This is a genomic window from Flavobacterium psychraquaticum, assembly GCF_034497725.1.
Taxonomy (GTDB): Bacteria; Bacteroidota; Bacteroidia; order Flavobacteriales; family Flavobacteriaceae; genus Flavobacterium; species Flavobacterium psychraquaticum.
Map to the genome: position 1 here is coordinate 169676 of NZ_JAXKVR010000026.1, position 21917 is coordinate 191592.

At 32.3% G+C, this 21917-nt stretch carries 22 protein-coding genes; 17 read left to right on the top strand and 5 right to left on the bottom strand.

What is annotated here, in order from left to right; genetic code table 11:
* Positions 1–216: 216 nt before the first annotated feature.
* Both T1L09_RS05830 and T1L09_RS05835 read left to right on the top strand, forming a co-directional pair.
* Positions 217–633, top strand: coding sequence for a thiol-disulfide oxidoreductase DCC family protein (locus T1L09_RS05830; RefSeq protein ID WP_322550018.1), 417 nt, complete (start codon positions 217–219; stop codon positions 631–633).
* 71 nt (positions 634–704) lie between these two features.
* Complete coding sequence (locus tag T1L09_RS05835) at positions 705–848, top strand: hypothetical protein (protein WP_322550019.1); 144 nt, start codon at positions 705–707, stop codon at positions 846–848.
* 155 nt (positions 849–1003) lie between these two features.
* On the opposite strand, the gene T1L09_RS05840 is transcribed toward T1L09_RS05835, so the two are convergent.
* Positions 1004–1579, bottom strand: coding sequence for a fasciclin domain-containing protein (locus tag T1L09_RS05840; protein WP_322550020.1), 576 nt, complete (start codon positions 1577–1579; stop codon positions 1004–1006).
* Between the two features lie 143 nt (positions 1580–1722).
* On the opposite strand from T1L09_RS05840, the gene tpx reads away from it, so the two are divergent.
* The 15 genes from tpx (at position 1723) to T1L09_RS05915 (ending at position 16819) form a co-directional block, all read left to right on the top strand.
* A complete protein-coding gene (tpx, locus tag T1L09_RS05845) occupies positions 1723–2220 on the top strand; it encodes a thiol peroxidase (RefSeq protein ID WP_322550021.1) in 498 nt (165 codons plus the stop codon).
* 1 nt (position 2221) lies between these two features.
* Positions 2222–2596, top strand: coding sequence for a diacylglycerol kinase (locus T1L09_RS05850; protein WP_322550022.1), 375 nt, complete (start codon positions 2222–2224; stop codon positions 2594–2596).
* Positions 2597–2629: 33 nt separating this feature from the next.
* Entirely contained in the window at positions 2630–5137 is a 2508-nt protein-coding gene (locus T1L09_RS05855; RefSeq protein ID WP_322550023.1) for a DNA translocase FtsK, read from the top strand.
* Positions 5138–5144: 7 nt separating this feature from the next.
* Positions 5145–5789 (top strand): outer membrane lipoprotein periplasmic chaperone LolA1, encoded by a 645-nt coding sequence (gene lolA1 / locus T1L09_RS05860; RefSeq protein WP_322550024.1) that lies wholly within the window; start codon positions 5145–5147, stop codon positions 5787–5789.
* Between the two features lie 46 nt (positions 5790–5835).
* Positions 5836–7257 (top strand): LptF/LptG family permease, encoded by a 1422-nt coding sequence (locus T1L09_RS05865; RefSeq protein ID WP_422718462.1) that lies wholly within the window; start codon positions 5836–5838, stop codon positions 7255–7257.
* A gap of 4 nt (positions 7258–7261) precedes the next feature.
* Positions 7262–8395, top strand: coding sequence for a 3,4-dihydroxy-2-butanone-4-phosphate synthase (gene ribB, locus T1L09_RS05870; protein ID WP_322550026.1), 1134 nt, complete (start codon positions 7262–7264; stop codon positions 8393–8395).
* A 238-nt stretch (positions 8396–8633) separates the two neighbouring features.
* Positions 8634–10751, top strand: a complete 2118-nt coding sequence (locus tag T1L09_RS05875; RefSeq protein ID WP_322550027.1) for a ribonucleoside triphosphate reductase — start codon at positions 8634–8636, stop codon at positions 10749–10751.
* Positions 10732–10905, top strand: a complete 174-nt coding sequence (nrdD, locus tag T1L09_RS05880) for an anaerobic ribonucleoside-triphosphate reductase (RefSeq protein ID WP_322550028.1) — start codon at positions 10732–10734, stop codon at positions 10903–10905. Before T1L09_RS05875 ends, nrdD begins: the two co-directional genes overlap by 20 nt.
* The gene (locus T1L09_RS05885; RefSeq protein WP_322550029.1) at positions 10892–11578 is read left to right on the top strand and encodes an anaerobic ribonucleoside-triphosphate reductase activating protein; all 687 of its coding nucleotides are present in this window, start codon (positions 10892–10894) and stop codon (positions 11576–11578) included. The genes nrdD and T1L09_RS05885 overlap by 14 nt, the downstream gene beginning before the upstream one ends.
* A gap of 34 nt (positions 11579–11612) precedes the next feature.
* Positions 11613–12047: an RrF2 family transcriptional regulator gene (locus T1L09_RS05890; RefSeq protein WP_322550030.1), complete on the top strand. Its 435-nt coding sequence runs from the start codon at positions 11613–11615 to the stop codon at positions 12045–12047.
* Between the two features lie 36 nt (positions 12048–12083).
* Positions 12084–13010 carry a quinolinate synthase NadA gene (gene nadA, locus T1L09_RS05895; protein WP_322550031.1) on the top strand — a complete coding sequence of 309 codons (927 nt, stop codon included), beginning with the start codon at positions 12084–12086 and terminating at the stop codon, positions 13008–13010.
* Between the two features lie 6 nt (positions 13011–13016).
* Positions 13017–14543 (top strand): L-aspartate oxidase, encoded by a 1527-nt coding sequence (gene nadB, locus T1L09_RS05900; RefSeq protein ID WP_322550032.1) that lies wholly within the window; start codon positions 13017–13019, stop codon positions 14541–14543.
* Positions 14540–14974: a c-type cytochrome gene (locus tag T1L09_RS05905; RefSeq protein ID WP_322550033.1), complete on the top strand. Its 435-nt coding sequence runs from the start codon at positions 14540–14542 to the stop codon at positions 14972–14974. Before nadB ends, T1L09_RS05905 begins: the two co-directional genes overlap by 4 nt.
* On the top strand, positions 14971–16287 hold the full coding sequence (locus T1L09_RS05910; protein ID WP_322550034.1) for a cbb3-type cytochrome c oxidase subunit I: 1317 nt from the start codon (positions 14971–14973) through the stop codon (positions 16285–16287). Before T1L09_RS05905 ends, T1L09_RS05910 begins: the two co-directional genes overlap by 4 nt.
* 97 nt (positions 16288–16384) lie before the next feature.
* The gene (locus T1L09_RS05915; protein ID WP_322550035.1) at positions 16385–16819 is read left to right on the top strand and encodes an RrF2 family transcriptional regulator; all 435 of its coding nucleotides are present in this window, start codon (positions 16385–16387) and stop codon (positions 16817–16819) included.
* Positions 16820–16846: 27 nt separating this feature from the next.
* Here T1L09_RS05915 and T1L09_RS05920 read toward each other — a convergent pair whose 3' ends face one another.
* The 4 genes from T1L09_RS05920 to T1L09_RS05935 all read right to left on the bottom strand — a co-directional run bounded on the left by T1L09_RS05920 (position 16847) and on the right by T1L09_RS05935 (position 21758).
* Positions 16847–18838 carry a TonB-dependent receptor plug domain-containing protein gene (locus T1L09_RS05920; RefSeq protein ID WP_322550036.1) on the bottom strand — a complete coding sequence of 664 codons (1992 nt, stop codon included), beginning with the start codon at positions 18836–18838 and terminating at the stop codon, positions 16847–16849.
* A 54-nt stretch (positions 18839–18892) separates the two neighbouring features.
* A complete protein-coding gene (locus T1L09_RS05925; RefSeq protein ID WP_322550037.1) occupies positions 18893–19744 on the bottom strand; it encodes a hypothetical protein in 852 nt (283 codons plus the stop codon).
* A gap of 108 nt (positions 19745–19852) precedes the next feature.
* Positions 19853–20230 (bottom strand): hypothetical protein, encoded by a 378-nt coding sequence (locus T1L09_RS05930; protein WP_322550038.1) that lies wholly within the window; start codon positions 20228–20230, stop codon positions 19853–19855.
* Between the two features lie 133 nt (positions 20231–20363).
* Positions 20364–21758 (bottom strand): sensor histidine kinase, encoded by a 1395-nt coding sequence (locus T1L09_RS05935; RefSeq protein ID WP_322550039.1) that lies wholly within the window; start codon positions 21756–21758, stop codon positions 20364–20366.
* Positions 21759–21917: the final 159 nt, after the last annotated feature.

Consider the following 21917-nt stretch of genomic DNA (forward strand, 5'->3'; position numbering starts at 1 on the left):
TTAGTTAATTTTCATTTAAATAGTTAAAATGTTTCTATATGTATATAAAACAACTATATGGTTGAAATAGTTTTGTGCTAAAATCCTGTTTTCAAATATATTTGTTAAAATGTTACATATTATACGTTTGTTATATTTAGCTTTGTGATATAATATTTGATTCTATATTTTGAAATTTCAAGTTTTTGAATTTAATTCTACTTTTAAATAACAGCAATGAATAATTTACCTGAAAATAAAAAAATAATATTATTTGATGGCGTTTGCAATTTGTGCGATGCTTCTGTACAATACATCATAAAGCACGATAAAAAAGATACCTTTCGATTTGCTGCTTTACAATCGGAAATAGGCCAAAACATTTTGAAGCATATTGGAATTAGTGATCAAGAAATTGATAGTATTGTGCTGTATGAGCCGGGAATTGCCTATTTTTATAAATCTTCAGCAGCGATTGAAATAGCAAAAGGACTAAGTGGAATTTTCATTTTAGCAAATATTTTTAAAATTTTACCTGCCGGTTTACGAGATAATTTATATGATTATGTAGCTGCTAACCGCTATAAATGGTATGGTAAAAAAGATAATTGCTTACTTCCTACAGCAGAACTAAAAGCAAGGTTTTTAGAGTAATTATATGATAATTATCAGTTAATTAACATTTGTTAATCATTATATTTGTTAAAATTCTAACCTTTATAACTATGGCAAATTTATTATTACCACTTTATTCTTGGGGCAGCGGAGCATTTATTATGGTTGCAATTTTCGGACTTGTAATTGTAGGTTTGATTGGTGCCGTGATGCTATTAATGAACAGCGATAAAAAAAAGAAAAACGACCAATAACTGGTCGTTTTTCTTTTGTAATATTGTTTAGTCCTGAAATATCAAGATATTAATATTTTAAGTGAATATAATGATCTTAATATTTAATTAAAAAATGCTTTCCTAAATTACTTAAGTAGGCATTTCTTATTAGTAATTCTTTAATTTTTAACCATTCATAAGTACGCTTTTGGTATAACTACTGAATCAATAACGTGAATTACACCGTTTTTTTGATTTACATCAGCGATAGTAATTTTCGCACTATTGCCATTTTCATCTGTAATATAAAGGTCTTTTCCTTTCATCCAAGCAGTTAATGAGTCACCACTAACAGTTTTAAAAGTATACTTTCCTTTTCCTTTTTTAACAGCATCCATAATATCTTTTGCGCTCCATTTTCCCGCTGCAACGTGGTAAGTTAGGATCGTGGTTAACATTCCTTTATTTTCTGGTTTTAATAAAGTTTCCACAGTTCCTTTTGGCAATTTATCAAAAGCCGCATTTGTTGGTGCAAAAACAGTAAATGGTCCATCAGACATTAATACATCTACTAATCCAGCAGCTTTTACAGCAGCAACTAAAGTAGTGTGATCTTTAGAATTAACTGCATTTTCCACGATGTTTTTACTTGGATACATTGGTGCTCCTCCTACTTCAACTGTTTTTTCTTTTGATTGTGCAAAAGTTGATACACTAAAGAATAATCCGAATGCTACTAATCCTGTAGCTAAAATTTTTTGAGTTTTCATTTTACTATTTTTAAAGTTATAATTGCATTTACGCAAATACATTAAACTTGGTTTTAATAAAAGGAAAAATAATTTAATCTTAAGATTTTCATACAACATTATTGAATTAAATTTTTTAAATTTGTTATCTTAAAAATTAAGCAATGGCAACAATAACATTAGGTGGAAATCCAATTCACACTTCAGGAGACTTACAAAAAGTAGGTACAAAAGCAGTAGACTTTAGTTTAGTAAATACAGATTTAGGAACTTCTACTTTAGCTGATTTTTCAGGTTCAAGAGTTGTTTTAAATATTTTCCCAAGTATAGACACGGGAACTTGTGCAGCATCTGTTCGCAAATTCAACGAAAAAGCTAGTGCAATGCAAAACACTAAAGTATTATGTATTTCTAGAGATTTACCATTTGCTCAAAAACGTTTTTGTGGCGCAGAAGGTTTAGAAAACGTAATTAACCTTTCTGATTTTAAAGAAGGTAGTTTTGGTAAAAACTATGGTTTAGAAATTACGGATGGTCCTTTAGCAGGATTACATTCTCGTGTAGTAATTGTTATTGATGAAAATGGGACTATTTTACACACCGAACAAGTTGGTGAAATTGCAGACGAACCTAATTACGAAGCTGCTTTAGCTGTATTATAATATGAAATTCGAAAAAGACGAAACACTTTTTACCGGAAGACTAAAAAGTATGGGCTTTGCTCTAAAAGGTGCTATCAAATTAATCACAACCGAACACAGTGTAATGGTGCAATCGTCGTTAGCTTTGTTAATGATCATTGCAGGATTTTACTTTGGGATTACCCGATTTGAATGGATGTTTCAAATTCTGGTTTTTGGATTGGTTTTAGCTGTGGAAGGTTTAAATACTGCGGTAGAAAAAATAGCTGATTTTATACATCCTGAATACCATGAAAGAATTGGGTTCATAAAAGATATTGCTGCTGGTGCCGTTTTTTTCGCAGCAATGACAGCAATTGCTGTTGGTTGCATTATTTATTTTCCATATTTATTTTAAAAAAGCTATTTTTGTAAAAATAGTTCCGCTTAAATGGCTAAAAAAAACTCAAAAGACGCTGCAAATACAGCAAACGAAAATACTAATCATAAGTTTTCAATAAAAATAAATCGCCAACAAAAGTTTATTGTTGGTGTTTTACTTATTTTCTCTGCTTTAGCCCTGCTTCTGTCCTTTATTTCCTACTTTTTTACTGGAAATATAGATCAAAGCCAAGTATCTGAATTAGGAAATAGAATTGCAAAAACTGAAAATTGGTTAGGTAAAATTGGCGCTTATGTAGCTGATTTTTTCTTGTACAAAGGTTTTGGAGTTACTTCATTCATTTTCGTTAGAATTTTATTCTTAATGGGAGCCTATTTAATTTTAGATATGGCTTTAGGAAAACTGAAAAAAAGTTTCTTTTGGGATTTATTTATAATCATTATTGGGTCAATTTTACTAGGATTCTTTTGGAATGTAATCCCACAGCTAGGCGGTACAATTGGTTTTGAAATGAATTTATTTATACAAGATTATATTGGTAAAACAGGAACTTTACTATTACTTTTATTTGGAGTGGTAATTTTCTTAATTTTTAAAATAAAAATTTCTCCCGACGCTATAGCTTCTATTTTTGAAAAATCTACCAGTTCTTTTAAGGATAACTTAAAAACAGAAGATGCTAATCAAAATAACACAACTATAATACCTGCAAACGATAGTAACCTATCGACTGCTTTAGATCACCATAAAAATGAAGATTTTATTTTAAAAGAAGATGAAGAAGAACTGGGTAATTTTGAGTTAAAAACCTATCCTAGTTCATTTGAAATTGATAAAGAAGCTTTAAAGCCAACTATTTCAAAGTCATCAGAATTAAGTTTAGAATCAAAACCAAAAGAACAAACGCCATTAGTTACCAATTTCTCTATTGAAGACAAATCAGTTCCAAAAGAAGAATTTGTAAATGAAGACGCGTTTGTGATTGAAAAAGTTGCCGAAGAAGAGGTTATAGAAGAAAATTTAGCCGCACGAATGGTGCAAGATTTTGGTGAATTTGATCCAACATTAGAATTATCACGCTACCAATTTCCTCCTATTGATTTATTAAAAGAGTATTCTTCTGGCGGAATTACAATTAATCAAGCCGAATTAGAAGAAAACAAAAATAAAATTGTAGATACTTTAAAAAATTACAGCATCGGAATTTCTCAAATTAAAGCAACTGTAGGTCCAACCGTTACTTTATATGAAATTGTACCAGAAGCAGGAATTCGTATCTCGAAAATTAAAAATTTGGAAGACGATATTGCTTTGTCTTTAGCGGCTTTAGGTATTCGTATAATTGCCCCTATTCCTGGTAAAGGAACTATTGGTATAGAAGTACCAAATAATAATCCAACGATGGTTTCTATGAAAAGTGTGATTGCTTCACCTAAATTTCAAACCGCTGAAATGGAATTACCTATTGCGCTTGGAAAAACTATTTCAAATGAAACTTTCGTAGTAGATTTATCAAAAATGCCTCACTTGTTGATGGCTGGAGCAACTGGACAAGGAAAATCGGTAGGATTAAATGCAGTATTAACTTCATTATTGTACAAAAAACATCCAGCTGAAGTAAAATTTGTTTTGGTTGATCCAAAGAAAGTTGAACTTACACTTTTCAACAAAATTGAACGTCATTATTTAGCAAAATTACCCGATGGTGGTGATGCAATTATTACGGATAATACTAAAGTAATCAATACTTTAAATTCGTTATGTATTGAAATGGACAACCGTTATTCATTATTAAAAGATGCAATGGTTAGAAATATTAAAGAATACAACGAGAAATTCAAACATCGTAAATTAAACCCGGAAAACGGTCACCGCTACTTACCTTATATTGTATTGGTAGTTGATGAGTTTGCCGACTTAATTATGACCGCTGGTAAGGAAGTGGAAACGCCTATTGCGCGTTTAGCGCAGTTAGCTCGTGCCATCGGAATTCACTTAATTATTGCTACGCAACGCCCTTCTGTAAACGTTATTACGGGAATGATTAAAGCCAACTTCCCAGCGCGTATCGCTTTTAGAGTAACATCTAAAATTGACTCTAGAACTATTTTAGATTCAGGCGGAGCGGATCAATTAATCGGTCGTGGCGATATGTTGTATACACAAGGAAATGAAATTGTTCGTGTACAATGTGCTTTTATCGATACACCAGAAGTAGAAAAGGTTTGTGATTTTATTGGTGCACAAAAAGCATATCCTGAAGCTTATTTGCTTCCTGAGTATGTGGGAGAAGAAAGTGGCATAAAACTTGATGTAAACATATCCGAAAGAGATACTTTGTTTAGAGATGCTGCAGAAGTTATTGTTACCGCACAACAAGGAAGTGCTTCTTTAATACAAAGAAAACTAAAATTAGGTTACAACAGAGCTGGTAGGTTAATTGATCAATTAGAAGCCGCTGGAATTGTCGGACCTTTTGAAGGAAGCAAAGCCCGTTCAGTTTTAGTTCCTGATTTAGTTTCTCTCGAACATTTTTTAAATAATGAACAAAAATAAAAACAAAATGAAACGTATTTTAAGTGTATTATTCTTACTTTCTATCGGATTATCAACTCAGGCTCAAGATGCAAAAAAAGCAAAAGAACTTTTAGATGAAGTATCAGCAAAGGTGAAGTCTTATACTAATATCGTAATTGACTTTAAATATTCGATAAGTAATCCAGCGGAAAAGATTAACCAAGAAAGCAACGGAAATGTAGCTTTAGATGGTAATTTATATCATTTGAATTTTATGGGTATAACTAAAATATTTGATGGCAAAAAAGTATACACTATTGTTCCTGAAGACGAAGAAATAACGATTGAGAATTTTGATGCTTCAGATGATAAAGCAATAACGCCTAATAAAATGCTTACTTTCTTTAATTCGGGGTATAAATTTGCTTGGGATATTCCCCAAAATATAAAAGGACGAAAAATTCAATACATAAAATTAATACCAAATAGCACAAAAGATACGCGTAAAGAAATACTTATAGGTATTGATACGCAAACAAAACATATCTATAACGTTATTGAAGTTGGAAAAAATGGCTCGAAGACGACTTTAACTGTTAATTCTTTTAAAACAAATCAGCCATTATCCAAAAATCATTTTACCTTTACAAAATCAAAATATCCTAATTATTACATCAATAAATTAGACTAAAAAAGTTCGGGTGAAAATTTTAGATAAATACATAATTAAATCTTATATGATTACATTTACTACGGTATTTGTAATCTTATTTTTTATATTCGTTTTACAAGGAATTTGGCTTTTCATTGCTGAATTAGCAGGCAAAGACTTGGATATTTTTACTATCTTAAAATTCCTTTCTTTCTATGCGCCTACAATTGTTCCAATGGTTTTACCTCTTTCGGTACTTTTAGCAGCCATTATGACATTTGGGAGTTTTGCAGAAAATTATGAATTTGCGGCAATGAAATCTTCAGGAATTTCCCTTCAAAGAGCTATGAAAATGCTTACCATAACAATTGGAATCTTAAGTTTAGTCTCTTTCTTTTTCGCTAATAATGTTATTCCAGATGCACAATATAAATTCATAAATCTTAGAAAAACTATTGTGCAGCAAAGTCCAGCAATGGCAATTGCAGAAGGTCAGTTTAATACCATCGGAACTTCAAATATTAAAGTAGATAAAAAATCAGGTAAAAGTGGCGAAATATTAACAGGCGTTACTATGCACGTCAAAAATAATAGTATGGGTCTTGGTGCCAATACAATTATCAAAGCAAAAAGAGGTCTGTTAACAAGTGAAGAAGATTCGAATTATCTTCAACTTGAACTATATGACGGTCATTATTATGAGGATATTCATCCAAAAAAATATGAAGATCGCAAAGGACTGCCTTTCGCAAAAAGTAGTTTTAAAAAATATGTAGTAAATATAGATTTGACAAAATTAAATCAAGGCCAAATGGACGATGGAGATATTACATCAGAAAAAATGCTCACAGTTTCAGAATTAATATATACTATTGACTCTCTCGATAGAAATTACAACAAAGAATTACTTTCTTTTGCCGATAATATTACCTCGAGAAACGACAATTTTATAAGTGCAGAATTTCCTTTAAGAAATCCTGTTAGTCCGGTAAAAAAAACAAAATTTTCAGAAGATTTATTGAGTTATTTTGCACCGTCAGAGCAATTAAGAATATTTGAGGCTGCTAAAAATAATTTAGCAAGTATGGAAATTAGTATTGAAAACAGTAATTTGGATTTAGATTACAAAGCGAAAAACATTAATTTACATTGGTTAGCGGTGTATGAAAAATTCGTAATTGCCTTCTCATGTCTACTAATGTTTTTTATTGGAGCACCACTAGGAGCTATCATTAGAAAAGGTGGTTTAGGATTGCCAATTGTATTTGCAATGCTTGTTTTTATAACCTTCCATTTCATTAATACCTTAGGAAGAAAATTGGCGCAAGAAGATACAATTTCTCCTCTATTAGGCTCAGCAATGTCATCAATCGTTTTAATTCCATTAGCGGTATTTTTAACTTATAGAGCTACAAATGATATTGGAATTATGGTCAATTTCGATTGGATTACGGATCCAATAAAATATATATATAATAAATTATCAAAAACTAAAGACAACAACTAACTCCATGTCAAACAACATACAACTAAATACCATCGAAGAAGCTATTGAAGACATCCGTCAAGGAAAAGTTATCATAGTAGTAGATGATGAAGATAGAGAAAATGAAGGTGATTTCTTGGCTGCAGCCGAAAAGGTAACACCAGAAATGATTAATTTCATGGCAACACACGGAAGAGGCTTAATTTGTGCTCCATTAACAGAATCGCGTTGTAAAGAATTAGATTTACATACGATGGTTCGAAATAATACCGATCACATGGAAACAGCTTTTACTGTTTCTATCGATTTAAAAGGAAATGGGGTAACAACCGGAATTTCCGCAGCAGACAGATCTAGAACAATTGAAGCATTAATCGATCCTGAAACAAAACCGTTTGATTTAGCACGTCCTGGCCATATTTTCCCTTTAATTGCTAAACAAGGTGGCGTTCTAAGAAGAACCGGACATACCGAAGCAGCAATTGACTTCGCAAGATTAGCCGGATTCAAACCTGCTGGCGTAATCGTTGAAATTATGAACGAAGACGGAACAATGGCACGTTTACCACAATTAGTAGAAGTAGCTAAAAAATTCAATCTGAAATTAGTTTCTATTGAAGATTTAGTAGCTTATAGAATGCAACACGATAGTCTAATCCAAAAGAAAGAAGATTTTGAAATCGAAACTCGTTTTGGAACGTTTAGAATGCGTGCTTATTTACAAACTACAAACAAACAAGTTCATATTGCTTTGAGCAAAGGAACTTGGAACGCGGGCGAACCCGTTTTAACACGAATTAACACAACCCAAGTTAACAACGATATTTTAGGAACGTTAACGAGCGGTAACGATAAAAAATTAGAAGATATTTTCCGTAAAATCAACGAAGCTGAAAAAGGTGCAATTGTTTTTATCAATCAGGAAGTGAAATCTTTGGAATTATTAAATCGTATTAGCGAATTGAAAGTCTTGCAAGGTCAAGGCGAAATGAGAGCCCCACAAATAAAAATGGATACCAAAGATTTTGGAATTGGTGCCCAAATTTTGCACGATTTAGATATTACGAAAATTGAATTACTTTCTAACAGCTCTGCTCCTACTAAACGTGTGGGAATGATTGGCTACGGTTTGGAAATTACAGAATATGTGAATTATTAAGTAAAAATTCATAACACAAACAATTTAACTCTCAAGGCAACTTGGGAGTTTTTTATTTAAAATAATTACCGTCGCTAAACTGATGCAATTCGGTATTCTTATAATCCGCTAAAAATCAGACTTTAAAACTTATCAACAAAAACATCAGCTAATTTGTTGATTACTTGTTATTCAAACAAGACTAAAAAGTCTTTTTAATTTTTACATTTGTTCCATAGCACAATTAAATTTCTACACTATGGACAAATTTGTAATCAAAAGGAATGGAAAATACTTACCATTTGAAACTTTCAAAATAGAAGAAGCCATCCAAAAAGCGTTTAACAGTGTTTCTGAAACGTATAATCCAAAAGTAACAGAAGCCGTTTTATTGTTATTAAATCATCGCGATACTTTAGCAGTCGAAGACATACAAGATTCCATTGAAAAAGTATTATTTGAATACAGTCATTTCGAAGTGATGCGTTCATTTATGATTTACCGTCACACTAGAAAAATGCAAAGGGAACACGTTTTAGGTTTGAATGACGACACCACTTATGTAGACAGCACCCAAACTATTGAAGAATATATTCATCAAACCGATTGGCGAATTAATGCCAACGCAAATACTTCCTACTCCAATGCGGGTTTAGTAAATAACGTAGCCGGAAAAATAATTGCAAATTATTGGTTAGATAAAGTCTATTCGAAAGAAGAAGGTTATGCCCATAGAAATGGCGACATTCACGTGCACGATTTAGATTGTTTAACGGGATATTGTGCAGGTTGGAGTTTACGCGTTTTGTTAAATGACGGTTTCAATGGCGTTCGTGGTCGCGTAGAAAGTCGACCTCCGAATCATTTTAGAGAAGCATTAGGTCAAATGGCAAATTTCTTAGGAATTTTACAAAGTGAATGGGCCGGAGCTCAGGCTTTTAGTTCGTTTGATACCTATTTGGCACCTTACGTTTTTAAAGATGATTTATCGTTTGAAGAGGTGTTGAAAGCCATCAGAAGTTTTGTTTATAATTTGAATGTTCCGGCACGTTGGGGACAATCGCCTTTTACAAATATCACATTAGATTGGGTGGTTCCCGATGATTTAAAAGTGCAAATTCCAACTAGAGGCGATCAGCATTTATTCAAAGGAATTACCGATGAAAATACTATTCAAAAAGCAAAAGAATTAGGAATTTCAGACCTTACGGAAATGCGTTACGAACATTTTCAAAATGAAATGGATATGATCAACAAAGCCTATTATACCGTTATGACGGAAGGTGATGCGCATGGCCAACCGTTTACTTTTCCTATTCCAACGGTGAATATTACCGAAGATTTTGATTGGTATGGAAAAAACACAGATATTCTATTCGAAAATACAGCAAAAATCGGTTCTTCTTATTTCCAAAATTTTATCGGAAGTCAATATAATTATGATGAAAATGGGAATAAAGTAGAAAATCCAAATGCATACAAACCAAATGCGGTACGAAGTATGTGTTGCCGATTACAACTCGATTTACGTGAATTACTAAAAAGAGGAAACGGACTATTTGGAAGTGCCGAAATGACCGGAAGTATTGGTGTTGTTACTATAAATATGGCAAGATTAGGTTATTTGAACAAAGGAAATAAAGAACAATTATATGCCGATTTAGATCGTTTATTAGACCTTTCGAAATCAACTTTAGAGAAGAAACGCATCTTCATTCAAGAAATGTATGACCGCGGATTATTTCCGTATACCAAACGTTATTTACAGCATTTTAGAAACCATTTTTCAACCATCGGCGTGAACGGAATGAACGAAATGATTCAGAATTTCACCGATGATAAAGAAAATATAGTTTCTGCTTTTGGAATGGAATTCGCGACGGAAATACTGGATTTTATCCGTACGAAAATGCGTGCTTATCAAGAAGAAACTGGCAACCTTTACAACTTAGAAGCCACTCCTGCCGAAGGAACAACCTATCGTTTTGCCAAGGAAGATAAAAAACGTTTTGCCGATATTATTCAAGCCGGATCCGGTGAAAATATTTATTATACAAACAGTTCACAGATTCCAGTAGATTTCACCGTAGATCCGTTTGAAGCCTTATTATTACAAGACAAATTGCAATGCCAATATACCGGCGGAACGGTTTTACACTTGTATATGAATGAAAAATTAAGTTCCATTGAAGCGTGTAGAAACTTTGTTAAAAAAGTAATTACCAACTTCAAATTACCTTATATAACAGTAACGCCTGTATTTAGCGTTTGCCCAAAACACGGCTATTTAAACGGCGAACACGAATTTTGCCCAAAATGCGACGAAGAGATACTAGAAACCTTAAATATAAATAATTATGAAAACACAAACCACTGAAGCATTGCTTTTAAACCCTGAAAAAAGAACCAAATGTTTGGTTTACACCAGAGTTATGGGCTATCATCGACCTGTTGAAAGTTTTAATATTGGTAAAAAAGGAGAGCACAAACAACGCACTCATTTTAGAGAATGTACCGATGGAATGGCATAACAAAAAAGCAATTCATAGCATCAGTCCGTTTACTTTATTAGATTATCCAGATAAAACGGCTTGTATCTTATGGTTTTCGGGTTGCAATATGAAATGTGATTACTGCTACAATCCAGAAATAGTTTTCGGGAAAGGACAAGTGTCTTTTTCCGAAATCTTTTCGTTTTTAAAACTCCGGAAAAACCTTTTAGATGCTGTTGTGCTAAGCGGAGGCGAATGTTTAATTCATCAAAACATCTTGCCGTTAGTTCAAACCATTAAAGCAATGGGATTTAAAGTAAAAATTGACACTAACGGAAGTAAACCACTGGTTTTAAAAACTTTATTAGAGCAGAACTTAATTGATTATGTCGCGATGGATTTCAAAGGTCCGAAGGAAAAATTTGAAAAAATTGCTCATTTAAATGCTTACGGAAGTTTTAAAGAGAGTCTGAAATTATTAGTTGAAAATGGAACAATTCCGTTTGAAATTAGAACTACTTTTCATTCATCATTATTAAATAAAGAAGCTGTTTTAGCAATGATTCAAGATTTAGACAATTCAAATTATACCAAACCGTTTTATATTCAAAATTTTAGATATTATCAAAATACAATTGCACCACTACCCGATTCTAAACCTCTAAAAACAACAGATTTCGCTACAAGTATGACCAAAGTCATATTTCGATGAAGTAAAAAACGTAACTTTGTTTTAAATTTCAATTATGTTTTCGAAAACTTGCGAATATGCCATAAGAGCTGCGATTTATATTGCTTCAGAATCTTCTGATGGCAATCGTTGTGGTATTAAGGAAATCGCTAGGAAAATTGAATCTCCTGAACCTTTTACAGGAAAAATCTTGCAACGTTTAGTAAAATCGAACATCATTAATTCTATTAAAGGAAACGGTGGCGGATTTGAAATTGAAAAATCGCAATTTGAGTTAATTAAATTAGAACAAATTGTAAAAGCGATTGACGGAAACGATTTATTTGATCGTTGTGCTTTAGGATTGCACGAATGCTCGGATAAATCACCTTGTCCGTTTCACCATAAATACAAACCCGTTCGCGAAAATTTAAAGAAAACATTAAAAGAGACATCACTTCAAGAATTAATTGACACGTATAATTCGGGTGGAACTTTCCTAAAATTGTAAAAAAATTTACTTAAATAAAAGACAAAACCATCTTCTATGAAAACACTTCAAGATAAAATAATCGCTTTAAAACAAGAAAAAAATGCTGTGATATTGGCCCATTATTATCAAGATAAAGCCATTCAAGACATTGCGGATTTTGTTGGAGATAGTTTAGAATTATCGCGAAAAGCTTCCACAACTGATGCGGATATTATCGTCTTTGCAGGCGTTTATTTTATGGCTGAAACGGCCAAAATTGTAAATCCAACCAAGAAAGTATTGATTCCTGATGAAAATGTAGGTTGTTCGCTAGCCGATGGTTGTCCGCCTGAAGATTTTAAGCAATTTTTATCGAAATATCCGAATCATACTGTTGTAACTTACATCAATTGTTCGGCTGAAGTGAAGACTTTAACCGATATCGTTTGCACGTCTTCGAACGCCAAAAAAGTGATTGCTTCTATTCCGGAAGATCAGCCAATTGTTTTCGCACCTGATAAAAATTTAGGAAAATATCTAATTACCGAAACCGGAAGAGAAATGGTACTTTGGGAAGGATCTTGCATTGTGCACGAAGCGTTTTCATTGGAAAAATTAATCGATTTACATAAAAAATATCCAACAGCACAAATTATCGCACATCCGGAATCGGAAACGCATATTTTACAAGTTGCTAATTATATTGGTTCCACTTCTGGAATGATTAATTATGTTAAAGAATCCGACCAAAATATATTTATTGTCGCTACTGAAGCTGGAATTTTACACAAAATGCAACAGGATAATCCTGAAAAAACATTAATTCCAGCACCTGCAAAAGAAGATAATACGTGTGCTTGTAGCGAATGTGCGTTTATGAAATTAAATACTTTAGAAAAATTATACAATTGCTTACGCGATGAAAGTCCGGAAGTAAAATTGGAACCTCATATAATTGAAAAAGCCTTGATTCCCATTCAAAGAATGTTGGCTCTAAATTAAACGAAAATGCAAAAATTAACAACCGATATAGTAATTGTAGGCACAGGATTAGCCGGATTATCATTAGCAAAGTACAGCAGTGAATTGAATCCGAATCTGAAAATTTTACTCCTTAGTAAAACTTCAATTGATGAATGCAATACCTATTACGCTCAAGGCGGAATTGCCGTTGTGCACGATTTCATCAAAGATAGTTATGAAAAACATATTGAAGATACGCTCAATGCAGGAAAAGGAATTTGCGATGAAAAAGTTGTAAAACACGTTATTACAGAAGCTCCAAAACGCTTGAAGGAATTGATAAATTGGGGAATTGAATTGGATAAAAACCAAGAAGGAAATTTAGATTTAGGTTTAGAAGGTGGACATTCGCAAAATCGAATTGTACATCACAAAGACAAAACTGGTTACGAAATTGAAACGAAACTAATTCCCATTATTGAAAATCTTCCGAATGTAGCCATAAAAACATCTTTTTTTGCTACCGATTTATTAATGGAAAATGACACTTGTTTGGGTTTAATTGGTTTTGATGATAAAGGCGAACCCACTATAATTGAAGCCAAAATAACGGTATTAGCCTCGGGTGGTTCGGGACAAGTTTTTGGAGTAACTTCAAATCCTTTTGTGTCAACTGGCGATGGCGTTGCGATGGCTATTCGTGCTAATGTGGCGTTAAAAAATATGAAATATATTCAATTTCATCCGACAGCATTCTATGAACCTAATAAAAGTCAGGCGTTTTTAATTACCGAAGCAATTCGAGGTTTTGGTGCTCATATTTTGAATCAAAAAGGCGAACGTTTTTTATTGAAAGCTCATAAAAGTGGCGAATTAGCAACGCGTGATGTGGTTTCAAAAGCCATTTCGGAACAAATGAAAATCGAAAATAGCAAAAATGTTTGGTTAGATTTAAGGCATTTGAATTTAGAAGATTTTAAAAATAAATTTCCGAAAGTATATGAATATTGTACGGAGGAAGGTTTTGATATTACTAAAGATTTACTTCCAATTACGCCGGCTTCGCATTATCAATGTGGTGGAATTATAGTGGATGAAAAGGGCGCAACCGACAAAAATCAGCTTTTTGCTTTGGGCGAATGTTCTTATACCGGATTGCACGGAGCGAATCGATTGGCTTCGAATTCACTTTTGGAAGCGATGGTTTATGCTCACGATGTTGCGAATCACATCACAGAAATCATTTCAAATATTGAAGAAAAGAATTGCGATACTGATGCTTTAAAATACAAAAATATCCATCACGAAGAAGTCCTTCAGTTTCGAAATCAACTGCAACGCATTATGAAATACGATGCTGTTTATGGCACAAAACAAGACATCATAACTTCCTATCAGATGGTGAGCGAAATGCAGAAGCGTTTTAAAATGAAGTTTAAAAATTACAATTCGCATCCGTTTTTGTGTGAAACGTATAATTTAATTCAAACGGCTGAAATTATCTTAAAGGAAAGTTTACCAGTGAATTATAAACGTGTAAAAGCTATCAAAAAAACCAAATCTAAATTATGAATTTAAATATTTTTGAACATCCAAGAAAAGTTTTCATCATCTTGTTTAGTTGCTTCCTTTTGTATAGTTTTTGGGTGTATTCGATTCCGCTATTTAGCACCTATCCTACTCCAATTCCGAAAACAAAATTGGTGAGTGACGGTCGTTTGGTTTGGCAAAAATACAATTGTCATACTTGTCATCAGTTTTATGGTTTGGGCGGTTATTTGGGACCAGATTTGACTAATGTCTATTCGCGTTCGAATAAAAATGAAGCGTATATCAAAGCGATGATTCAATCGGGTGTGCAACAAATGCCTGCTTTTGATTTATCGGAAGATGAAATGACTACTCTTTTGGCATTTTTAAAAGATGTTGATGCTTCTGGAAACGCTGATGTAAAAGCACATAAACCTGAAATTTTAGGAACTTTTAGTTTAGAAAAAAAATGAAAAATATTGGAATTATATTAGTTAGAATTGCTTTAGTTTTATTATTAATAGGTTTATTTTTTGGTCATTTAGCCTCTGAAAGTTATCAAATACAAGAAGCTAAAAATGGAATTTTAGGATTTTTATCGCTTCGACCAATGCACGTCAGTAGTGCTTATTTAGGAATTATAACTGCTGGCTTAGGCTTTATGAGTATCATAATTCAAAAAAGAAGAGATTCATCTTTTGGAAGAAAATTGCAATTATTACATCTATTTTTGTGGGTAACCGCGTTAATCGGTATATTTTACAGCTATTTAACCGGAGATTTTGGTGGAAGAGAATATTGGGAATTCAATCCGATTTGGGCTTTACCTATTTTTTTGTCTTTCATCGTATTTCTTGTATTTTATTTGCATCAAGTGGGATTTAAAGAAAAATGGCCGGTTTATCAATGGATGTGGTTTACCGGAATCATCTTTTTTATCTTCACCTTTATCGAAAATTATTTATGGATCATTCCGTATTTCCGTTCGCATTTTATAGCCGATATGACGATTCAATGGAAAGTTAACGGTTCTTTAGTGGGTGCAGTAAATCAGATTATTTATGGAACTGCTTTTTATCTGATGGAAAAAATTAGTGGTGATAAAAAAACATCGTATCAAAAATTATCTTTTGCACTTTATTTCTTGGGATTATTCAATTTGATGTTCAATTGGGGCCATCATATTTACTTACTTCCGACAGAAAAATTCATCCATTATATTGCCTATGCGGTGAGTATGAGCGAATGGATTTTATTCATCCGAATATTTTACAAATGGAATCAGCAAATCAAAGAAAACAAACAACATTATTACTTATTTCCGTACCGCTTTTTAATGGCAATGGATTATTGGGTAATTTTGAATTTAGGAACCGCTTTGTTAATGTCAATTCCCGCCATAAATCTTTATACGCACGGAACCCATATTACGGTGGCACATGCCATGGGAACTACAATTGGAATTAACACGATGATTGTTTTAGGAGCGAGTTTTTATTTTTTCAAACCAAATTTTCTATCAATCAAAGCACTTAAATTCAATACTATTCTTTTTTGGACAGCGCAGTTTACCTTATTAGCATTTCTATCGGCTTTAGTTGGAATGGGAATTCAAAGAGCGTTGTGGCAAGCGGGTTTGACTACTAAAAGTTTTGCTCAAATGACAGCATCAAGTAATTATTGGATTTTAGCTTTCATTATTTTAGGCACACTTTTGATGCTGGTACTGGGCTATTTCATCATTTTTTTACTCTTCAAATCGTTTCGAAAGGATAAAGTAACTTAATAAAATCAAACAAAAAGTCATCAAAAAATAAATTTTAATCGTTTATTACTCGATTCCTAGTATATTTGCAGATTAATATCACTTTTATAGAAGATTTATGTTTTCAAAATCATGCAATTATGCTATCAAAGCTTCCATTTACATTGCGCAAAATTCGTTAGAAGAAAAGCGTGTTGGTTTTGTTGCAATTTCAAAAGAAATCGAATCACCAGAAGCTTTTACAGCTAAGATTTTACAGATTTTAGTAAGAGCTGGAATCATAGAATCTGTAAAAGGAGTCAATGGTGGATTTTCTATTCCCAAGGAAAATATTGCGTCTACTTATTTGGTTCAAATTGTAGATGCTATTGATGGTGATAGCGTTTTTCACGGCTGTGGTTTGGGATTGGCACAATGTTCAGAAACACAACCTTGTCCGGTACACGATAAATTTAAAGTAATCAGAGAGGCTTTAGCACATATGCTAAAAACGACTAATTTAGAAGAATTGGCTTTAGGAATTAAATCAGGCGAAACCTTCTTAAGACATTAATTCCTAAAGCGAATTTTACTTTTTTTTTTAGAATTGAATCATTAGATTCACAAACATATTTCTACCCATTCGAGGTAAGTTTTTCCAATCGGTATAAGTTGTATATTGTGTGTCTAATACATTTTCCATTCCTGTGTTGACAATCATTTTAGCTTTTTCGAAGTTAAACTTATAGCCGAAATTTAAATTTAAAATCGCATAATCTTGCGTTTTATCTTCTCCATAAAAAGGATTGAATTCTGTTTGCGTTGTATTTCCACGAACTAAAACTTCTGCGTTGAATTTGTTTTTACTAAATGCTACAGAAGACAAATAACTAAATGGACTCATAAAAGGCAAGCCATCGTTATTGTTATCTTTTCCTAAATTATAGGCAAATTGAGCTTTCCAAGTCCAATTTTGGTGTAAAAAGTAACTAAAAGTCAAGTCATTTGACCAAATTGTTGCATAATCGATTGCGGTATACACTTTAATTCCATTCGCACCGATAGTCATTGAAGCAACAGAAGGATCTGGAATTCCGATGATGTAATTAGAAATATGAAAATAAGATGAAGACATTTTTGCACTCCAATTGCTTGTTTTCCTACCTAAAAATGCACTTGCTTCTAGAGCTTGTTCACTTTTTAAATCTGGATTTCCGATGTAATCATATCCATCAAAACTGTTGAATAAATAAAAACCGTAACCTTCAGAAACTGATGGTGCTCTTTCGCCATAACCCGCTCCTACTCCATATTGCCATCGATTTTGATCATAAATATAATTGGAAGAAAAACTTTTTAAGAAACGTGTATTTGTAGCATCCATTTCCGGATAAAATATTTTTAAACTTTGTAATCCAAAATCACTCGCTACATTATTCGAATGCATTCCTAAAGAAGTGGTGAATTTTAAGCTTGAATGACAATTTAAAACCCAATTATCTTCCAAATAAATTCCAGTGTATAATGTTCGAATATCGGGCCAAGTGTACATAAACATCAGGTTTTCATTTGGATCGGCTGGATACATTGTCATTTCGGCAATCGAACGGTTATAAAAACCATTTAAATTCGCAGTAAAATGATGATTTTCGAACTTTCCATTCACTTTTGAATACAAACCATACGTATCGCTCCATCCGGGCATATCCATATGAATCGGCACGTTTGGACGTTTTGTATCGTCCATTGTGTGCGTAATTGTGTTTAAATACATTTTAGTTTCCCAATTATCAACTAATTCCGAAAGCGGTTGGTATTCAAATTTTACCGAAGCAATTACGGCTTCCGCCAAAGAAACATCCATTGGTAAAGCTGGATAACCAACATCTGTAGCTTTGTCATAAATCACTGAAGCTTCAATCAATTTATTAGACGCCAAACGATAGCCCGTAGTCAAGGAAAGGTTTAATTTTCGGAATTGCGAAAACAGAATTTCATCGTTATTTCCATCTTTATAATTTTCAGCATCACGAAACATTATATCCGTATCTACATAAAATAAACTGTCGACATAATTAATTGATGAACCGATTATTTTCTGTTTATTATTGGTTTCATAACCTGAATTCAGCGTGAAATCCCAACCTTTTGAAGCAAATTTATTACGACTTCTTTTTAAATCTATGGAACCACCAATTGTATTTCCGTGGCAACTTCCTTGTTGACCCGATGAAATCGACGCTTCAGATAAATTTGAAACTTCTACATAGGACGTAACAGGATCCATTTTATCGGTACAAGCTCCAAAAATTCGCATTCCATCAATGGTTACGACGGTTCGTTCCGTTGCCATTCCATTAATAATTGGTTCCCAGGCATAAGCACCTCTTTTGATTAAATCTACTTTTGTTGATTTTTGTAAAAACTCATCAACCGAAGCTAGTGTTTTTGACTGTTTCTCGTGCAATTGTGATTTTGTTCCAGCGACAATTACTTCTCTTAATTCCTTAATTTCTAAAGAATCGTTTGCTATTTCTTGTGCAAAACCACTAAAAAAAGAAAGAGCAAATATAAAGGCTAAACTATTTTTCATAACAAAGATTAAAAAAAAAGCCATTTATAAAAAATGACTTTTTTTATAAGATAATTAGAACTCAATTTCAAAGAAAATACTACTTGCTTCTACTGAAGTTGTAATTTCTTCTCCTTTAAGAACAGTTCCTAAAGCATTAGCTAATTGCAAATTAATTTTCCAATAACCAGACATCGTCATTGATAATTTTCCGTTATATAAACCACCAGCTAAACTTTGTGTTGCGTTAACATTATTAGGCGAAGAATGATTTCCCATACTTGGCATTCTTGGATCAATTTTTACTGTGTAACCGTCTACGACAGGGAAATTCATCATACTTTCCATTTTCCAAACGCCTATTTTTAAGTCATTAATTGCTACTTTTGGAGTAGTTGGTTCAACAAGTGCTACTAAATATTTCACATTATCTGAACCCATAAATGTAGTTACTCTTCTTTTTGTTGCTGCAGGAACGTCAATTACTGAAGTTGCATTATATTCTACTCCATTTATTGTGTAAGTGATTTTTAAATCCCAATATTCTGTTGCATTTTGTGCCATTTGGAACATAATATAACCTTTATAAAGTGTTCCATTTTCGGTAACTTTTTCTACCGCTGAATAAGGACAAGCGTGCATCATTGAAGTCATATGCATTAAGGGTTTCCAAGAAACTGCAGCATTTTTTTCATATGTATTAGTAGCATTATTTTTAATACGTAAGCTAATATCGTTGTAACCTTGTTCTAAACCAGCTTTATTGGAATATAACTCGATTGTATGCGTATCATTTGTAATTTCTTGGATTTTTGTAATTCCAGCCAATTCATTAACTGGAATTACATCATTTTCATTATCAGAACAAGACACAAAAGTAGAAGCCATAGCAAAAAGTGCCACAATATATTTAATTGAAGTTTTCATTTTAATTGATATAAAAGATTGATAGTCATTATATAGCAGAATTTTAGCTACATAACTTATTTAAGTATTTTTTTAACTGTCGAATTTTAAAGATCGACAAACCAATAATTAAACCAAAGAAATAATGGGCGGATGAAAAACGTAACTATTATTCAAGTGAAAGTAAAAGTTTGAATAATTGTTACTAATTAAAGTGGTATTTGGAAAATAAATTTGTCGAAAATCCATAAATTCAAGTTCCTGACAGAACACAATTTCCGTCTGTTGGAAAGATGTTTTTTTCTCACTTGAATTCGTAGAATCACTTTCTGCAGCTTTTGCCAATTCTTTTTCAAGATGACATTTACCATTACAGTGTAATTCTGGTTTTGACTTGTTTTCACAAAGTTCAGTAACAATATAATCATAATTAACAATGTATTCTAAAACCGGAAGCACTGGCTTTAAAAACATTATAAACGAAATTATGATTACTATATTTTTCATAGTACAAATGTAATTCAAAGCAGCATTGATTTCTTATGATTTTAATCATATTTTATTAACTTTTAATAGCTCTTATTTGAGTAATAAGTTTGTTCAACGTGCAGATTTGATGTATTTATAACTATTATTTATTTTAATGTATTTGAACAGCTGGTATATAAATATCAAATTGAGCGCCTTCATTAATTTTACCATTTGCAGTAATAAAGCCATTATGATTATCAACTATTTTTCTTGCTATTGTTAGCCCGATGCCTGTTCCCGCGTATTCATTCTTGCTGTGTAAACGTTGAAACATCTCAAATATTTTTTCTTTAAAAGTTGAATCAAATCCAATTCCATTATCACTTACACTTATGTGATAATGATCGCATCTTAAGATTGAATCTTTAAATTTTAATTCATCATACTTTATGGATTCACCTTTAATTATAATATGCGTTTTAACTTCTGCAATAGCGTATTTAAGTGAATTACTAATCAAATTTTGTATCAATTGCCTGAATTGAAATGGTATAACATTCGCTTCAAAAAGTTCATGAACTTCAATATTTGCTTGCTTATTTACTATTTCTTCTTCGAGCATATTAATTGCTTCTTTCACAATTTTATTAAGATCACTTTTTACAAATTTCCTTTCAGTAGTTTTAGTTCGTGAATAAGCAAGTAAATCATTAATAAGTGTTTGCATGTGTAAAGCGGATAGCTTTGTACGTTCCACATAATATTTACCCATTGCAGATAAATTATCATACTCTTCTACGAAGATTCTGCCAGAGAAAGTTTGAATTTTTCTTAGAGGTTCCTGTAAATCATGACTAGAAATGTATGAAAAAGACTCAATCTCTTTATTGGCAAGTAACAATTCGTTTGCACGCTTTTCTTTTTCAATATTTTGAAATGCCAATTCTTTGTTCGCAATAACTAACTCTTGCGCTCTTTTTTCTTTTTCTTGATTTTGATACGTCAATTCTTTGATGGCAATTACCAACTCTTCTGCTCGCTTTGCTTTTTCCTGATTTTGATAGGCTAATTCTTGGTTAGCTATAACTAATTCTGATGCACGATTCTCCTTTTCTTGATTTTGAAATGCTAATTCTTTGTTTGCTATGACTAATTCGTTAGCTCGCTTTTCTTTTTCAATATTTTGAAATGCCAATTCTTTGTTCGCAATAACTAACTCTTGCGCTCTTTTTTCCTTTTCTTTATTTTGATACGTCAATTCTTTGATAGCAATTAATAACTCTTCAGCTCTATTTGCTTTTTCCTGATTTTGATACGCAAGTTCCACATTAGCAATGACTAATTCTTCAGCTCGCTTTGCTTTTTCATGATTTTGTACAGCAAGTTGCGCATTAGAAATTGCAAGTTGCCGATTGGCTATGATTAATTGCACTTCGCGTTTTTCGGTTTCGACAATTTGTAATGCCAATTCTTTGCTAGCAATAATTAATTTTTCAGCAGTGTTTTCGTTATCCACGAATTCCTGAGCAATTTTTACATTTTTAGGAATTACTTTTTTATTCATTTTTAAGATTAAAATTCAAAGACGATAATAATTTTTTTTTTTTAATTTGTCGTTCGAGCAAAAAAAGCATTGTTTACAATTTTCTGCGGGTAGCGAAAGATTCAAGAATAACTAGTACAAATATATAATAACTTATGGTAAATTCTACAAGAAATTAAA

Excerpts from the sequence above, each read along its gene's own strand:
- T1L09_RS05905 (WP_322550033.1), top strand. The coding sequence starts at position 14,540 with ATGAATTTAAATATTTTTGAACATCCAAGAAAAGTTTTCATCATCTTG.
- T1L09_RS05925 (WP_322550037.1), bottom strand. The coding sequence starts at position 19,744 with ATGAAAACTTCAATTAAATATATTGTGGCACTTTTTGCTATGGCTTCT.
- T1L09_RS05855 (WP_322550023.1), top strand. The coding sequence starts at position 2,630 with ATGGCTAAAAAAAACTCAAAAGACGCTGCAAATACAGCAAACGAAAAT.
- T1L09_RS05850 (WP_322550022.1), top strand. The coding sequence starts at position 2,222 with ATGAAATTCGAAAAAGACGAAACACTTTTTACCGGAAGACTAAAAAGT.
- T1L09_RS05935 (WP_322550039.1), bottom strand. The coding sequence starts at position 21,758 with ATGAATAAAAAAGTAATTCCTAAAAATGTAAAAATTGCTCAGGAATTC.
- nrdD (WP_322550028.1), top strand. The coding sequence starts at position 10,732 with ATGAAAACACAAACCACTGAAGCATTGCTTTTAAACCCTGAAAAAAGA.
- T1L09_RS05890 (WP_322550030.1), top strand. The coding sequence starts at position 11,613 with ATGTTTTCGAAAACTTGCGAATATGCCATAAGAGCTGCGATTTATATT.
- ribB (WP_322550026.1), top strand. The coding sequence starts at position 7,262 with ATGTCAAACAACATACAACTAAATACCATCGAAGAAGCTATTGAAGAC.
- nadA (WP_322550031.1), top strand. The coding sequence starts at position 12,084 with ATGAAAACACTTCAAGATAAAATAATCGCTTTAAAACAAGAAAAAAAT.
- T1L09_RS05885 (WP_322550029.1), top strand. The coding sequence starts at position 10,892 with ATGGAATGGCATAACAAAAAAGCAATTCATAGCATCAGTCCGTTTACT.
- T1L09_RS05915 (WP_322550035.1), top strand. The coding sequence starts at position 16,385 with ATGTTTTCAAAATCATGCAATTATGCTATCAAAGCTTCCATTTACATT.
- T1L09_RS05875 (WP_322550027.1), top strand. The coding sequence starts at position 8,634 with ATGGACAAATTTGTAATCAAAAGGAATGGAAAATACTTACCATTTGAA.
- T1L09_RS05930 (WP_322550038.1), bottom strand. The coding sequence starts at position 20,230 with ATGAAAAATATAGTAATCATAATTTCGTTTATAATGTTTTTAAAGCCA.
- T1L09_RS05840 (WP_322550020.1), bottom strand. The coding sequence starts at position 1,579 with ATGAAAACTCAAAAAATTTTAGCTACAGGATTAGTAGCATTCGGATTA.
- T1L09_RS05830 (WP_322550018.1), top strand. The coding sequence starts at position 217 with ATGAATAATTTACCTGAAAATAAAAAAATAATATTATTTGATGGCGTT.
- nadB (WP_322550032.1), top strand. The coding sequence starts at position 13,017 with ATGCAAAAATTAACAACCGATATAGTAATTGTAGGCACAGGATTAGCC.
- T1L09_RS05835 (WP_322550019.1), top strand. The coding sequence starts at position 705 with ATGGCAAATTTATTATTACCACTTTATTCTTGGGGCAGCGGAGCATTT.
- T1L09_RS05920 (WP_322550036.1), bottom strand. The coding sequence starts at position 18,838 with ATGAAAAATAGTTTAGCCTTTATATTTGCTCTTTCTTTTTTTAGTGGT.
- T1L09_RS05865 (WP_422718462.1), top strand. The coding sequence starts at position 5,836 with ATGATTACATTTACTACGGTATTTGTAATCTTATTTTTTATATTCGTT.
- T1L09_RS05910 (WP_322550034.1), top strand. The coding sequence starts at position 14,971 with ATGAAAAATATTGGAATTATATTAGTTAGAATTGCTTTAGTTTTATTA.
- lolA1 (WP_322550024.1), top strand. The coding sequence starts at position 5,145 with ATGAAACGTATTTTAAGTGTATTATTCTTACTTTCTATCGGATTATCA.
- tpx (WP_322550021.1), top strand. The coding sequence starts at position 1,723 with ATGGCAACAATAACATTAGGTGGAAATCCAATTCACACTTCAGGAGAC.